At 71.6% G+C, this 13,047-nt stretch carries 11 protein-coding genes and 2 pseudogenes; 7 read left to right on the top strand and 6 right to left on the bottom strand.

Features of this window, described 5'->3' with window-relative positions; translation table 11 throughout:
- Positions 1-302: pseudogene (locus AB0N07_RS47445) on the bottom strand (2-oxoglutarate ferredoxin oxidoreductase subunit alpha); the annotation flags it as partial.
- A 168-nt stretch (positions 303-470) separates the two neighbouring features.
- Between AB0N07_RS47445 and AB0N07_RS47450 the strand changes: the two are divergent.
- Positions 471-1,103, top strand: coding sequence for an NADH oxidase (locus AB0N07_RS47450; RefSeq protein WP_365846655.1), 633 nt, complete (start codon positions 471-473; stop codon positions 1,101-1,103).
- A 30-nt stretch (positions 1,104-1,133) separates the two neighbouring features.
- Here AB0N07_RS47450 and AB0N07_RS47455 read toward each other — a convergent pair whose 3' ends face one another.
- The 4 genes from AB0N07_RS47455 to AB0N07_RS47470 form a co-directional block, all read right to left on the bottom strand.
- Positions 1,134-1,742 carry a response regulator transcription factor gene (locus AB0N07_RS47455; RefSeq protein ID WP_365846657.1) on the bottom strand — a complete coding sequence of 203 codons (609 nt, stop codon included), beginning with the start codon at positions 1,740-1,742 and terminating at the stop codon, positions 1,134-1,136.
- Positions 1,743-1,894: 152 nt separating this feature from the next.
- Positions 1,895-3,136: a histidine kinase gene (locus tag AB0N07_RS47460; protein ID WP_365846659.1), complete on the bottom strand. Its 1,242-nt coding sequence runs from the start codon at positions 3,134-3,136 to the stop codon at positions 1,895-1,897.
- 92 nt (positions 3,137-3,228) lie between these two features.
- On the bottom strand, positions 3,229-5,550 hold the full coding sequence (locus AB0N07_RS47465) for a TOMM precursor leader peptide-binding protein (RefSeq protein ID WP_365846661.1): 2,322 nt from the start codon (positions 5,548-5,550) through the stop codon (positions 3,229-3,231).
- Entirely contained in the window at positions 5,547-5,720 is a 174-nt protein-coding gene (locus tag AB0N07_RS47470; protein ID WP_365846663.1) for a hypothetical protein, read from the bottom strand. The genes AB0N07_RS47465 and AB0N07_RS47470 overlap by 4 nt, the downstream gene beginning before the upstream one ends.
- Before the next feature lie 220 nt (positions 5,721-5,940).
- On the opposite strand from AB0N07_RS47470, the gene AB0N07_RS47475 reads away from it, so the two are divergent.
- The 6 genes from AB0N07_RS47475 to AB0N07_RS47500 all read left to right on the top strand — a co-directional run bounded on the left by AB0N07_RS47475 (position 5,941) and on the right by AB0N07_RS47500 (position 12,908).
- Positions 5,941-6,153, top strand: a complete 213-nt coding sequence (locus tag AB0N07_RS47475) for a DUF6059 family protein (RefSeq protein WP_365846665.1) — start codon at positions 5,941-5,943, stop codon at positions 6,151-6,153.
- Positions 6,154-6,617: 464 nt separating this feature from the next.
- Positions 6,618-8,201 carry an AMP-binding protein gene (locus AB0N07_RS47480; protein WP_365846667.1) on the top strand — a complete coding sequence of 528 codons (1,584 nt, stop codon included), beginning with the start codon at positions 6,618-6,620 and terminating at the stop codon, positions 8,199-8,201.
- A complete protein-coding gene (locus tag AB0N07_RS47485; RefSeq protein ID WP_365846669.1) occupies positions 8,191-9,816 on the top strand; it encodes a phosphopantetheine-binding protein in 1,626 nt (541 codons plus the stop codon). The genes AB0N07_RS47480 and AB0N07_RS47485 overlap by 11 nt, the downstream gene beginning before the upstream one ends.
- A 46-nt stretch (positions 9,817-9,862) precedes the next feature.
- The gene (locus AB0N07_RS47490; RefSeq protein WP_365846670.1) at positions 9,863-10,906 is read left to right on the top strand and encodes a ketoacyl-ACP synthase III family protein; all 1,044 of its coding nucleotides are present in this window, start codon (positions 9,863-9,865) and stop codon (positions 10,904-10,906) included.
- A gap of 144 nt (positions 10,907-11,050) precedes the next feature.
- Positions 11,051-11,467 (top strand): hypothetical protein, encoded by a 417-nt coding sequence (locus tag AB0N07_RS47495; RefSeq protein ID WP_365846672.1) that lies wholly within the window; start codon positions 11,051-11,053, stop codon positions 11,465-11,467.
- 190 nt (positions 11,468-11,657) lie between these two features.
- A complete protein-coding gene (locus AB0N07_RS47500) occupies positions 11,658-12,908 on the top strand; it encodes a cytochrome P450 (protein ID WP_365846674.1) in 1,251 nt (416 codons plus the stop codon).
- 43 nt (positions 12,909-12,951) lie between these two features.
- On the opposite strand, the pseudogene AB0N07_RS47505 reads toward AB0N07_RS47500, so the two are convergent.
- Positions 12,952-13,047, bottom strand: a pseudogene (locus AB0N07_RS47505) (carbohydrate ABC transporter permease); the annotation flags it as partial.

A 13,047-nucleotide genomic window follows, 5' to 3' on the forward strand; every position in this document is an offset into this window, starting at 1 on the left:
GCCTTGAGTGCGGCGGGGTTCATCGCGACCAGCACATTGGGCGCGTCGCCCGGCGTGAGGATGTCGTGGTCGGCGAAGTGCAGCTGGAACGACGACACACCCGGCAGCGTGCCGGCAGGCGCCCGGATCTCGGCCGGGAAGTTCGGCAGCGTCGACAGGTCGTTCCCGAAGGACGCCGTCTCCGAGGTGAAACGGTCGCCCGTGAGCTGCATCCCGTCACCCGAGTCCCCCGCGAACCGGATGACCACCCGGTCCAGCCGGCGGACCGTACTGGACCGGGTCCCTGCTGTGTCAACGGTCACCAGCTGTCCCTCTCCTCGTCGGATGTCCGGCTCGCACCGTAGGAAGCCGTCCTTGCGACCCGCCAAAGTCCGAGGTGCATGTGAGAACTTCACATGAGACGGGTGACGGCGTGGCTGTCAGGCCCACGGTGCCGGCCGCCAGAATCGGCACCGACGAAAGGGGTCGTCATGTCGCGGGTCGTCGGCAGCCGCGCGCTTCATCTCTGGTCGCTGCACGAGGACGTGGTCATCGAGGACGACGGCGGAGACGGTGAACTGGTGCTGCGCAGCGCGTTCGGGACGGAGCGGATCAACCGCCCCGATCCGCTGGTGCGTGAGGCCCTCAGGCGCATGGAGCTCGGCCCCGTCCTGCTCGCCAATGCCGTGCCCCGCTCGTCGCCGCCCCCGGAGGGCACCTGCATGGTGTTGCTGCCGGCGCTGGACCCGCTCTCCCATCTGATCGTACGTACCCTCAGCTGGGAGGACCTGCGGGGCCCCCTGCTGTCCGTCGTCCCCACCACGAGGGACGCCCGGTTCACCCCGGCGAGCCTGTCCGAGCAGCGGCTGATCCGGCTGATCGGCGATGTCTCGCTGACCCTGGAGAAGGCCGGTTTCGCCCTGGCCTGCGCGGCATCTGCGCACCGGGTGCATCTGCACCGGCCGGAAGCGATCTGGGTGGTCGGGCTGCTGGCCTGGCCGGCCACTCCGTCCGGCGCCTCGTCGGTCCTGCCGCTGCCGCCCGAGGTGACACAGGCCGTGCTGAGCTATCTGGTGGCCGCCGGTATGACGGAGGACTGCGGCGAACCGCCGCCGTCCGGCTGAGCGTTCACCGCGCTCGGCCCGCCCGCCGGCTCACAGCAGCCAGCCGGACTCCTGGGCGATCAGCACGGCGTCCACACGATTACGCGCGTTGAGCTTGGTGGTGATGGTCGTCAGGTAGTTCCGTACCGTTCCGGTGGACAGGTGCAGTTCGCCGGCGATCTCCGAGGGTTCCGCACCCTTGGAGGCCAGCCGCAGCACCTCGGTCTCGCGCTCCGTGAGCGGGCTCTCCTGGCCTCCCCAGGCGGCGAGGGCGAGCTGCGAGTCCACCACACGCTGCCCGGCGGCCACCTGCCGCACCGCGGCGGCCAGTTCCTTCGGCGGCGCGTCCTTGAGTATGTAGCCGTTCACCTGAGCGGAGATGGCCCGCAGCAGCGTCCCAGGGCGTCCGATGCTGGTCAGGATCAGGATCCGGCACTCGGGCACCCGATCACGCAGCCGGGCGGCCGCCGTCAGGCCGTCGATGCCGGGCAGGTCGATGTCGATGATGGCGACGTCGGGCTTGTGCCGCAGCGCCGCCGGCAGGATCTCGTTGCCGCTCTCGACCCCGCAGACCACCTCGATGTCGTGCTCGAGGTTGAGCAGTGCCGTCAGAGCACCGCGCACCATGTTCATGTCTTCGGCCAGCAGTACCTGAATCACCGAACCCCCGTCCCCCGTGCCGCGTTTCGCCTTTCGACGTCCCCGGACGCGGCGACTGTACCAACTCAAGTTCCCACGGGTGAGCCCCGTTGCGGCGATCCCGGCATCTGGTAGCGGTCCTTCCGGTTTCCGCTTCCTGGCCGGGGTGTGTCCTATCTCGTGTTCCGCGCCTCGACGGACGGTGCGTCTGCCCCGGCCGGCGTCGGCAGAGGGGCCGGCGCGACGGCCTTCACCCGGAACGAGCCGTCCGGCAAGGTGCCGGAGGTGAGGTTGCCGCCGATCTCCTGCAACCGCATCGCCAGGTTCTGAAGACCGGTGCCGCCGTGCTCGGAGGGGGCGCTGCCACCGGCCGCGGCCCCGTCGTTGACGACCGACAGCACGACCGACTCCGGCTCGGACGCCAGCCGGATCTCGCAGTGGGCGGCCTTGCTGTGCCGCAGCACATTGGTGACCGCCTCCCGCAGGACCGCCGCGAGCACGTTCTCCACCCGCCGGTCGAGCTCCTCCACCGACACCTCCACCTCGACCGCGACGTCGGCCGCGTTGAGGACCGACTGCGCGGAGGTGACCTCCTGAGGCAGCGACATGTTCCGGAAGCCGCTGGCGACCTGTCGCACATCCGTGAGCGACTGGCGGGAGATGGCCAGGATGTCGTCGACCTCCTGTACCGCCCGTTCGGGGTGCAGAGGTATGAGCCGGTGCACCAGCTCGCTCTTGAGCGTGATCGCGGACAGGCTGAAGCCGAGCAGGTCGTGCAGGTCCCGGGCGAAGCGGAGCCGCTCCCTGACCACCGCGAGCCGCGCCAACTCCCCGTGTGCGTCGTGCACTTCCTGGATGACCTCGGCCAGGTGCGACAGGGCGTAGACGATGAGCCCGGTGAGCAGCGTCGACTGGCACAGGTAGATGGAGTCGACGATGCCCTGGCCGTTCAGCAGCGGGGGCAGGAACATGCTCAGCCCCACGGCCGCGAACAGGGTCCACGCGGGCCTCGGGGGCAGCAGGAGCAGCAGGGAGCCGGAGAGGAAGCCGCCGAGCGCACCCCACTGGGCGTGGTAGACGAACAGCGGCAGATAGGTGAGCAGAAGCTGCGCGCCCAGCGTCAGGAACCGCTCACGGGCCGGACGCCGCCCGGCCCCTGGTGAGGAGTGCCGCATCTGGAGAACGAACACGGCGACGAGGGCCGCGATCGCGCCGGCGTCGGCGGCGGGCGCCAGGCCGGTGCTGATGACGTTCAGTGCGGTGATGAAGAGATAACTGAGCAGTGCCACCAGGAGGATGACCCGGGCGAGACGCGGCCCCGGCAGAACCTGGTTGATTCGTGTGTCCTCGCCTCCGGTGGCGGCCGGCGGCCGGACGAGACCTTCACGCAGCTCATGACGTGTTCTGGCCTTCACGGACTCCTCTTTCGCAGCGAGGGTGGAGTTCGTTTCGGATCGTATGGGACCGACGTGAAGACCGTGTAAGACTTGTATTGATACCCGAAGGTTTATACGAACATGGCTACGGGGTTGAGGTGTTCGTACCGTGTTTTTTGCTTGAGACGCCCTAGCGTCACTGGTACCTCGTCAAGCCGGCCAGGGGCCAGCCGCGCCCAGAAGTGCCGCATACCGGGCACGATCACCTTGACCACCGGCAGTTCCAGGTCCGGGCGGGTCTGGTCGAGGACGAGCAGTTCCAGGCCGCGGGCCCGGACCAGTTCACCGATGGCGGTGACGTCGTCCAGCAGATCCGTGCGCGGGTCGCACGGCCAACTCACGGGCGTACGCGCGGGGGTGCCGGAATCCGGCACGAGGTACTGCTGGTTGGCGGTGGTCGCGGTGCGCCACCAGTGGGACGCGTCGGGATCGTCGATGCCGTATCCCGTGGCATCGGGCCGCCGAGAGGTCACTGCTGGGAGCATCTGACCCATTTCGGTCAGCGCCCTGCGCAGGGCGATGCGCGGATCGAAGTGGGCACCGAAACCGAAGATCACGTCCTCGGTCGGCCGGTCGGTCCGCCGGGACAGCGCGGCCAGCACCGGAATCCCGAAGTCCGAGGTGAGGTCGAGCACCCACAGCTCGCGGTGCAGCCGCAGACACCCCTCGCGGATCCGGTCGATCTCGGGTGCGGCGAAGGCGTCGAGGTCCACGGCGGGCTGGCGTGTGCGGTTGTACCACCACAGGGCCACCGCGTCCCGCTCCACCAGCTCCAGGAAACCCTGCACCAGGGCGTCCTCCGGGCTGCTGCCCGCCGCGTTGCCGTTGGAGTCGGCATGCAGCCCGTCCTCGGACCCGGCGCCGTCCGAGAAGTAGAGCATCGAGGTGGGCAGCAGACGGTGCCGTCCGGCGGTCAGCGACCACACCGGCGTCCAGCTGGTGGGCCGGACCTCGTCGAACGGCCGCGGCACATGCTGGAAGTGCGAGCCCCGGGCGTTCCACAATTCCCGGTCCCGCAACTGCCGTTCGTCGTACAGCTGGCAGGCGTTCGGGTGTACGGCGTCCGCGCCGAGTGCGCGATAGGTGTCCCGTACGACGGGCTCGTCGCCGTGCCGCGTACCGCTGTACCGTTCCACCGCCTCGCCCAGCGCACTGACCCGGGCCTCCGTAGCGTCCAGGCCCTTGCCGCCGCTCAGGGCCCGCAGGCCCGCGCGCAGCCCGGCCAGGCTGTGCGGGTTGAAGGCGAGGTTGTGTCCGGACAGGAAGGTGTCGACGAAGTCGGGCGTGCGCGGGGCACGGCGGATCTCCTTGACGATTCCGGTCACCGGGCCGACGAGATGGCCGTACCGGTCGAGCATCTCCTGGGGCCGCGCCGACCGGTGGCTGTTGCCGTGGTGCCCGGCCTTCGGCCGCGACACCGGTACGAAGGGCGCGCGTACCTGCTTCGCGACCGCCTCGGGATCGCCGCACACCGGGCACTGGGGCCGCCGGCGCACCGGATGGCACTCGGCCCGCAGCAGCATGGTGTCCAGGGTGTGTACCAGGTCCTGCGACGGATACCGCATGCCGGCCAGCCACTTGGCCGCCTCCAGCACCGCCATGTGCACGCCGAGGGCGCGGCCGGCCGCCACCGAGGCGGCCGGCCGCGCCGGCGGACCGGCCAGCCCGAGGGCGCGCTGCACGGGCCACTCGGAGCGGCGGTGTCCGCGCAGCCGGTCGGCGAGACAGGTCCAGCACGGGCCGTGGCCGGGCCGGAAGACCGGCCCGATCCACGGGTCGATGCCGCAGACCTTGGCGAGCAGCCACGGCGTTCCGCTCGCCCGGTGCCGGGCGTCCACCTCCGCCAGCTCCGGCGACAGATAGTCGTCGCACAGGACCAGGGAGAGGGCCCGGGAGGAGTCGGGGGCCGCCACGGCGACCCCCGACTCCCTGCATGCCGCCCGGACCGGCGCCAACTCGACTGCCGGCAGCGCCTCCAGGGACAGGGCGGCGCCCGCCAGCTCGGCCGTGGCCCGGCAGCCGTCCAGGCCCACGAGGTCCCAGTAGGCCTCGGCCATCGGGTCGGTCTGCCCGGCGGGATCCCCGGCGTCGGGTCCCGCCGGGCGGAAGCCGAGCAGTCCCGACCGGACGAGCGCGTCGAGGGAACTGCCGGCTTCCTCCGGAGTCAGCGCCGAGGAGGCCTCCTCCAGCACCGAGCGCATGTTCCGCGTCCCGTCGAGCAGCGGCGCGAGCACCTCCGCGTGCGGGCCGCGCAGCGCGGTCACTCCACGGCGTGAGACCAGATAGGTCGCTTCACCGGGAACCACGACCGGGCTCAGATGGCGCTTGAAACCCACCAGTGTGCTGTCGTCCGGGAGCACTGTCCCGGCTTCGTGTCCCCCGACTGTGGTCATGCCGCGAACTGTCCGCCGGCCTCGGCCGTCGGGACGGCGACGATGCAGATGCAGAACAGTACGGCGTCGGTCTGGCCCAGGGAGTCCAGATCCTCGATCACCAGGGGCCGGGCGGCCGGAGCGGAACCCTCGTTGAGACGGTGGACGCCGGCCGGAACTGCGTTGACCATGGGAGAACCTTTCCCGTAGGTATTTCTGACGGCTTGGTGTGTTTCGAACGACTGTCCTTGTGGCGAAAATTCTGCGAGAGCCGGCGATTCGGAGACAGTGCTGCCGTCATCTGTCGAGGGTGAACTTTTCACGCCATCCCGGGCCCGGCCCAAGTGCCGGTTTAGCTCCGCGCGCAAGCATCGGGGACCCTTCCCGCACGGGTCGAGAGGAAGTCCCCAGATGATCCGTCTCGTGGTGCGCTACACCGCCCGCGTCGTGGGCGAGGCATACCGCTGCCTGGTCGCATACGGCCAGCTGTGGCTGTACCTCCCCGCCGAGCCGCCCCGCCCGTCACCCCCGCATCCCCTGGAACGCGTCCGACCGGACATCCCCCTCACCCCGGCCGAACGGGCCCTGGAACAGCAGTTGCTGGACCTGGACCCCCGGAGCTGACCGGAGCACACGATTCCGGCCAACTGCTCCGCCGGTTCACACCCGCCGTCGCGCAGGTCCTCGCGGGGTCCCTTTTAGCCGGGCCAAAGCACCGCGCCCGACGATTCCCGCAGGGCCCGAGCCCGACCGGTGGTGCGACGGCGACGTGACGTTCGGCCCTCCACGGGTGAGTCAGCCAACGATGGGAGAACCATGCGCCGGGATTGCGTCCACGCGGTGCGGACGGGGGTCCGGATCCCCGAACCGCTCTCCGCCCGGTTCCGGAGCCGCCCCTCGCGGCCGATGGCGCCGTACGCCGAGCACCGCGCCGACGGCCGCGGCGCGGCGTCCGTGCCCCGCGCCGACGGCCCGCTCCGGGCGCCGGCCCGAGGTTCCGGCCCCGCCGTACCGGGGGTCCCCAGCACACCGGGCCGGGCGTCGCCGGCCGCAGAACCGCAGGACCCGCAGACACCGGAGGTGCAGCCATGACCGCGACCGTACTCGGATCCGCCCCCGCCGCCCTGATCGACAACGCCGCCGGCACCGAGACCGCCCCCCGGGTGGCCAACGCGGCGGAGGTCTTCCTCACGGCCGCCGCGGACCGGCGCCCCGACGCGCCGGCCGTGCGCGACCGCGACGGCGCGTGGACGTACGCCCAACTCGACGCCGCAGCCGACTCCTTCGCCCGGATCCTGGACAGCCACGGCATCCGGCCCGGCGACCGGGTGCTGGCCCGGGTCGGCAGCGCGCGTGGGTTCACCGCCCTGCTGTACGGGACCTGGCGGCGCGGGGCCGTCCTGGTGCCGATCAACCCCGGCATGAAGGCGTTCCACCTCAAGGCCGTGCTCGCCGACTCCGAGCCCTCGCTGATCGTCGTGGAGAGCGCGGAAAGGACCGGCGCCGACGGGCTGCGCTGGCCGTCCGAGGTGCCGGTCGCCGTCGCCACGGAACTGGATCTGTCCGGACCGGCCGAGCCCGCCGCCCGCACCGAGCTCGACGTCCCCGCCGACCGCCTCGCCCTGCTCATCTACACCTCGGGCAGCACCTCGGCGCCCAAGGCGGTGGCCTGTCCGCACGGCCCCGTCGTGTTCGCCGCCCGCGCCATCGCGGCCCGGCTCGGCTACCGCCCGGCCGACGTCGTGCTCACCGCCGTCCCGCTCTCCTTCGACTACGGCCTCTACCAGGTCCTGCTCTGCGCGCTGGCCGGCGCCGAACTCCTGCTGTCCGGACCCGCCGACCACGCCCGGCTGCTGGGCTTCGCCCGCGACCACGGTGCAAGCGTCGTACCGCTCGTCCCCTCGCTCGGTGAACTCCTGGTCCGCCTCGCGTCCCGTGACACCCGGCCCACCCGCATCCGCATGTTCACCAACACCGGTGCCGCGCTCAACGCCCCGCTCATCGCCTCGCTGCGGCAGACCTTCCCCGGCGCGGCGGTGGTGCCCATGTACGGCACCACCGAGTGCAAGCGGATCACCATCCTCGAACCCGACGGCGACCTGGCCCGCCCCGGTTCGGTCGGGCCCGCGCTGCCCGGCACCGAGGTGCTCGTCGTCGACGACGACGGACGACCGCTGGCGGCGGGGGAGACCGGCGAGATCGTGGTCCGCGGCCCGCATGTGATGGCCGGTTACTGGCGCGCCCCGGAACAGACCGCGCTGCGCTTCAGGCGCGCCGCGGACGGCGGCCCGGTCACCCTGCACACCGGCGACTACGGCCGGCTCGACGAGGACGGTCACGTCTACTTCCAGGGGCGCCGCGACGACCTGTTCAAGAGGCGCGGCTCGCGCATGAGTGCCGTCGAGATCGAGGCCGCCGTGCTGGACATCGACGCCGTGCGGGAGGCGGCGCTGCTGGTCCCGGAGGACGACCGCGACATGGTCCTGTTCGTCGTCGGCGAGACGCCGGACCTGACCGGCGAGCAGGTGCTGGCCCGGCTCGGCGACCGCCTGGAGGCCGCCAAGGTGCCGGACGTCTGCCATGTGCTGCCCGCTCTCCCGCTCACCCCCAACGGCAAGACCGACCGCAAGGAGCTGCGCCGCCGGCTCGTGGAGGACACCGATGACCACTGACAGGGATGTCTCCGGGCGGACCGCCGACCCCGCCGCCGACCTGACCGTCCGCCGGCTCGTCGAACGGTACGGAAGCCCGCTCTACCTGTACGACCTGGCCAGGGTGCGGGCCGCGCTGGAGGACCTGCGGGCGGCTCTGCCGCAGCCGAGCCGCGTCTACTACTCCCTCAAGGCCAACCCGCACCCGGGCCTCGTCGCCGAGCTGCGCCGGGGCGGGGCCCGCGCCGAGGTGACCTCGCGCGGTGAACTGGCCGCGGCCCTGGAGGCGGGCCACGCGGCCGCCGAGCTGATGTACTCCGGCCCCGGCAAGGTGAGCGCCGAGCTCGACGAGGCGATCGCGGCGGGGATGCGCACCTTCTCCGCCGAGTCCTTCGGCGATCTGGAGCGCATCGGTGCCGCCGCGCACGCGCAGGGCGTCACCGCGGACTGCGTGCTGCGGATCAACGCGGCCGGGGCGCCCGGACAGGCGGGGCTGCGGATGACCGGCGGTCCCTCGCAGTTCGGCTTCGACCTCGACGACCTGGCCGAGCAGCGGGCCCGGCTGCTGACGCCGGGCATCCGGATCGTCGGGCTGCACTTCTTCCCGCTGACCAATGCCCGGGACGAGGAGGGCCTCTGCGCCGAGCTGGCGCAGAGCGTGCGCACCGCCGCCCGGCTACGCACGGAACTCGGCATTCCGCTGCACCTCCTCGACCTGGGCGGAGGCTTCGCCGCGCCGTACGCGACCCCCGGCGAGCGCCCGGTCTACGGGGCCCTGCGGGCGGCGCTGACGGCCGTGCTCGACGAGCACCTGCCGGGCTGGCGGGACGGAGAGCCGGTGGTCGCCTTCGAGTCCGGGCGCTATCTGGTCGGCGACAGCGGGCAGTTGATAGCCACTGTCACCGATGTGAAGAACAGCCGCGGCAGCGCGTACGCGGTGCTCGACTCCGGCATCAACCACCTGGGCGGCCTGTCGGGCCTGGGGCGGCTGCTCCCGCTGTCCGCCCGGCCGCTCGACCCCGCCAACCACGATCGCGCGACCCCGGCGGACGACTCCGCCCCGGCCACCGTCACTCTCGCCGGCCCGCTGTGCACCCCGGCCGACGTCCTGGCCCGGGCCGCCGAACTGCCGGGAGTGCGCCCGGGAGACCTGCTGGCCTTTCCCAACGTCGGTGCCTACGGACTGTCGGCGAGCCTGCTCGGTTTCCTCGGCCATCCGGCACCCGCCGAGATCCTCCTCGACGGCCACGAGACCGTCTCCGCCACACGCCTGTCCCTGCGCCGCCACGAAGCCGAGCCCCTCACCGCACCCCGTACGGAGGACACCGCCGCCATGACCGACACGACCGCCGCAGCCCTGACCGACACCCCTGCCCCGCCCTGGGACCAGGCGTACGAGGAACTGCTGCTCGACCTCCTGCCCCGGCTCGCCGCCAAGGGCCCGCTCCGGCCCGACAGCAGCCTGAAGGCGGCAGGACTGGACTCGCTCGCGATGGTGGAGACCCTGGTCAGGGTCGAGCAGACATATGGAATCGCCATCCCTGACTCCGAGTTGGTGGCCGACACCTTCGCCACACCGGCCACGCTGTGGCGCATCGTGTCCGCCCTGCGCGAGAGCTCCGTCGGACCGGCCTGACCCGGCCGGCCGCCGACCAGTACATGAAGGTGAGAGAGGAGACACCATGCGGTGGGAAGGCGTGTACGTGGCAGGGACGGGGGTGTGGCTCGGTGAGCCCGAATCCGCCCGGTCGGCCGTGGAGTCCGGTGCGTACGACGCGGATCAGTACGCGGCGGACGAGATCCTGTCCGTCTCCGTCGCCGAGGAGTCGACGGCCCCTCCGGACATGGCGGTCCACGCCGCGACGACCGCACTCAAGCGGTCCGGCCTCGACGCGTCCCGGGTGGGCCTGCTGATCCACAGCGGCATCTGGTTCCAGGGCGTCGAGATGTGGCCCGCGGCCTCGTACGTCGCCGGTCATGCCCTCGGCCGGGACGTGACCGCGTTCGGCTTCGAGCAGGAGTGCAACGGCGGTCTCGGCGCACTGGAGATCGCGGCCCGCCAGGTCGCCGCCCAGCCGGGCACCGGGGCCGCGATGGTCACCACCGCGGACCGGTTCGGCGCACCGCTGGTACGGAGGTGGAGCAGCGAGCCCGGATTCGTCTACGGCGACGGCGGCACCGCGCTGCTGCTGTCCGCCGCCGGCGGTTTCGCGCGGCTGCTGTCCACCGCCAGTGGGTCGGACAACTCCCTCGAAGCGGTCGTACGGGGTGCCGGGCTGCGGCCTCTGCCCTCCGGTGAACCCCTGGACCTGCTGGGCCGTGTGGGGCATTTCGTTCGCGCCCACGGCAGCGTCCGGGAGGCCACGGAGCGGGTGGGCGCCGTGATGAACACCGTCGTCGACACCGCGCTGGCCGACGCCGGTATCGGCCGGCAGGACGTGGCCCGGGTGGTGACCCTGGCCAGCGGGCGCAGCCGGCTGGAGTGGCAGGTGCCGGTGCTGCTCGGTCTCCCCGTGGAGCGGTCCACCTGGGACTTCGCCCGCAAGGTCGGCCATCTGGGCGCCGGCGACCAGATCGCAGGCTTCAACCACCTGGTGGAGCAGCGCGAGCTCAGCCGTGGGGACCATGTGCTGTTCGTCGGCGGTGGCTCCGGGTTCAGCTGCACCTGTGCCGTGCTGGAGATTGTCGACGTACCGGAATGGGAACCCTTCGGCAGCGGGGAATGACCGGCCGCGCGTGACCTCGATTCCCAGGCGCCACCTGCGACTTCAGTGGTACTTCAGCGCGCCGCGGGACCCTTCACCGTTGGAGCGCTTCCGCTGTCCGCCCCTTTCCTGCTGTCCGACCGCCTCCACACCGAGGAGAGATGCATGGTGACGACCGACCCCACCGGCGCCACGAAGAGTTCCGCTTCCACACCGGTGCGCCTCCTCTGGGGAGTGCTCGGGACGCTGCTGCTGATCTGGGACGTCTTCGAGGCGGCGAAGCACCAGGGCTGGGTGATCCCGGCAGCCGTCCTCGGCGCGGCCCTGCCCGAGCTGGCCCGGCTGGCCGGCCTCGGGCAGGCCCACGGACCGGGCCAACTGCCCCCGAGGGCCGTACCGTTGTACAACCTGCTGCACCGACCGCTGATCCCCTTCGCGATCATGGTGGTCTTCTCGTTCCTGGGGAACAGCCCGGACGACATCGCGGCCCCCTTCACCTTCGGGATGTCCTGGCTGACCGCCATCGCGCTCGCCCGCGCGCTGGGGTACGGCCTGCGCACGCCTGACGGCCGCCTGCGCTGAACAGGCGCACCTACGCGGGCCCGTAGCCTCCTTCCCCCGGGGCTGCGGGCCCGTCGCCGTGCGTGGACCCGGCGCGCGGACGGGCGGAAGAGACGGTTCCGGCGGCCTTTATCGGCGCGCAAGCCGGTGCTGCGAACCTCGCTGGACAGTCCCGAACGCCTGCCCCTTCCGAAGCACCGGAGGCCACACGATGGACACCGCCTCAGCGCGCAGCGCCGAGACCGAGACGGAGCCCGAGACCGGGACGGAGACCGGACTCCAGTACCCCTTCCACCGCCCCTCGGCCGTGCAGACGCCGCCCGTCTACGAGGAGTTGCGCGGCAAGTGCCCCGTGGCCCGGGTCGGGCTGCCCAGCGGTGACACGGGGTACGTGGTCAGCCGTTACGACGACGTCCGTACCGTCCTCGCGGACCCCCGGTTCAGCCGGGCGGCGATGCTGGCCGAGGGAGCCCCGCGGCTCACCGCGGCCCCGCCCATGGCCGGCAGCCTGTTCACGATGGACCCGCCCGAGCACACCCGGCTGCGCAAGCTCGTCTCGCGTGAGTTCACCGCCCGCCGGGTGCAGAACCTGCGCCCCCGTATCCAGGAGCTCACCGACGGACTGCTGGACGAGATGGAGAAGCTGTCCCCGCCGGTCGACCTCAACCCCGTCTTCGCGTTCCCGCTGCCGGTGATGGTCATCTGCGAGCTGCTCGGCGTGCCCTTCGAGGACCGGGACCGCTTCCGCGCCTGGTCCGACGCCTTCGTCTCGCTCACCTCGCACACCGCCGAGGAGGTGCTGGAGCAGCGGATGGCGATGGTGCAGTACCTCGGCGAGCTGGTGCAGCGCAAGCGCGAGGAACCCACCGACGACCTCATGGGTGCCCTTGTCTCCGTCCACGACGAGGACGGCGGCCGGCTCAGTGAGCACGAGCTGATCACCATGGGCATCACGCTGCTGGTCGCCGGTCACGAGACCACGGTCAGCATGATCGGCACCTGTGTGCTGACCCTGCTGAGGCACCCCGAGCACCTGGCCGCCGTGCGGGAGCGTCCCGAGACGATCGACCACGTGGTGGAGGAACTGCTGCGGATCAACCCCATCGGGGACGGCGGCCCCTTCCGCATCACGCTGGAGGACGTCGACATCGCCGGTACGACCATCCCCAAGGGCAGCGGTGTGATCGCCTCGGTCTGCTCCGCGAACCAGGACACGGACCGCTTCGGGGAGACAGCCGGCTCCTTCGACCCGGCGCGGCCGTCGGCCTCAGCCCATCTGGCGTTCGGGCACGGCGCGCACTTCTGCCTGGGCGCCGCCCTCGCCCGGGCGGAACTGCAGATAGCCATCTCCTCGCTGATCCGCCGCTTCCCCCGGCTGGGCCTGGCCGACGAGGTCGGCAACCTCAGCATGACCAGCGGCATGATGGTGCACGCCCTGAGCAGGCTGCCGGTCACCTGGTGACCCGCAGCCGGTGAACGAACGCGCCGCCGCCCGGATCCCTGCCGACCAGACTGGTCAGGTCGACCCCGGACTCGAGACGTTTGCCGGACCAGTTGTACAGGCCGATGTTGAGGGTCCAGTTGTTCTCGCCGCGCAGGAC

The organism is Streptomyces sp. NPDC051172 (genome assembly GCF_040682555.1).
Lineage (GTDB): Bacteria > Actinomycetota > Actinomycetes > Streptomycetales > Streptomycetaceae > Streptomyces.

Excerpts from the sequence above, each read along its gene's own strand:
- AB0N07_RS47450 (WP_365846655.1), top strand. The coding sequence starts at position 471 with ATGTCGCGGGTCGTCGGCAGCCGCGCGCTTCATCTCTGGTCGCTGCAC.
- AB0N07_RS47465 (WP_365846661.1), bottom strand. The coding sequence starts at position 5,550 with ATGACCACAGTCGGGGGACACGAAGCCGGGACAGTGCTCCCGGACGAC.
- AB0N07_RS47470 (WP_365846663.1), bottom strand. The coding sequence starts at position 5,720 with ATGGTCAACGCAGTTCCGGCCGGCGTCCACCGTCTCAACGAGGGTTCC.
- AB0N07_RS47475 (WP_365846665.1), top strand. The coding sequence starts at position 5,941 with ATGATCCGTCTCGTGGTGCGCTACACCGCCCGCGTCGTGGGCGAGGCA.
- AB0N07_RS47480 (WP_365846667.1), top strand. The coding sequence starts at position 6,618 with ATGACCGCGACCGTACTCGGATCCGCCCCCGCCGCCCTGATCGACAAC.
- AB0N07_RS47485 (WP_365846669.1), top strand. The coding sequence starts at position 8,191 with ATGACCACTGACAGGGATGTCTCCGGGCGGACCGCCGACCCCGCCGCC.
- AB0N07_RS47490 (WP_365846670.1), top strand. The coding sequence starts at position 9,863 with ATGCGGTGGGAAGGCGTGTACGTGGCAGGGACGGGGGTGTGGCTCGGT.
- AB0N07_RS47495 (WP_365846672.1), top strand. The coding sequence starts at position 11,051 with ATGGTGACGACCGACCCCACCGGCGCCACGAAGAGTTCCGCTTCCACA.
- AB0N07_RS47500 (WP_365846674.1), top strand. The coding sequence starts at position 11,658 with ATGGACACCGCCTCAGCGCGCAGCGCCGAGACCGAGACGGAGCCCGAG.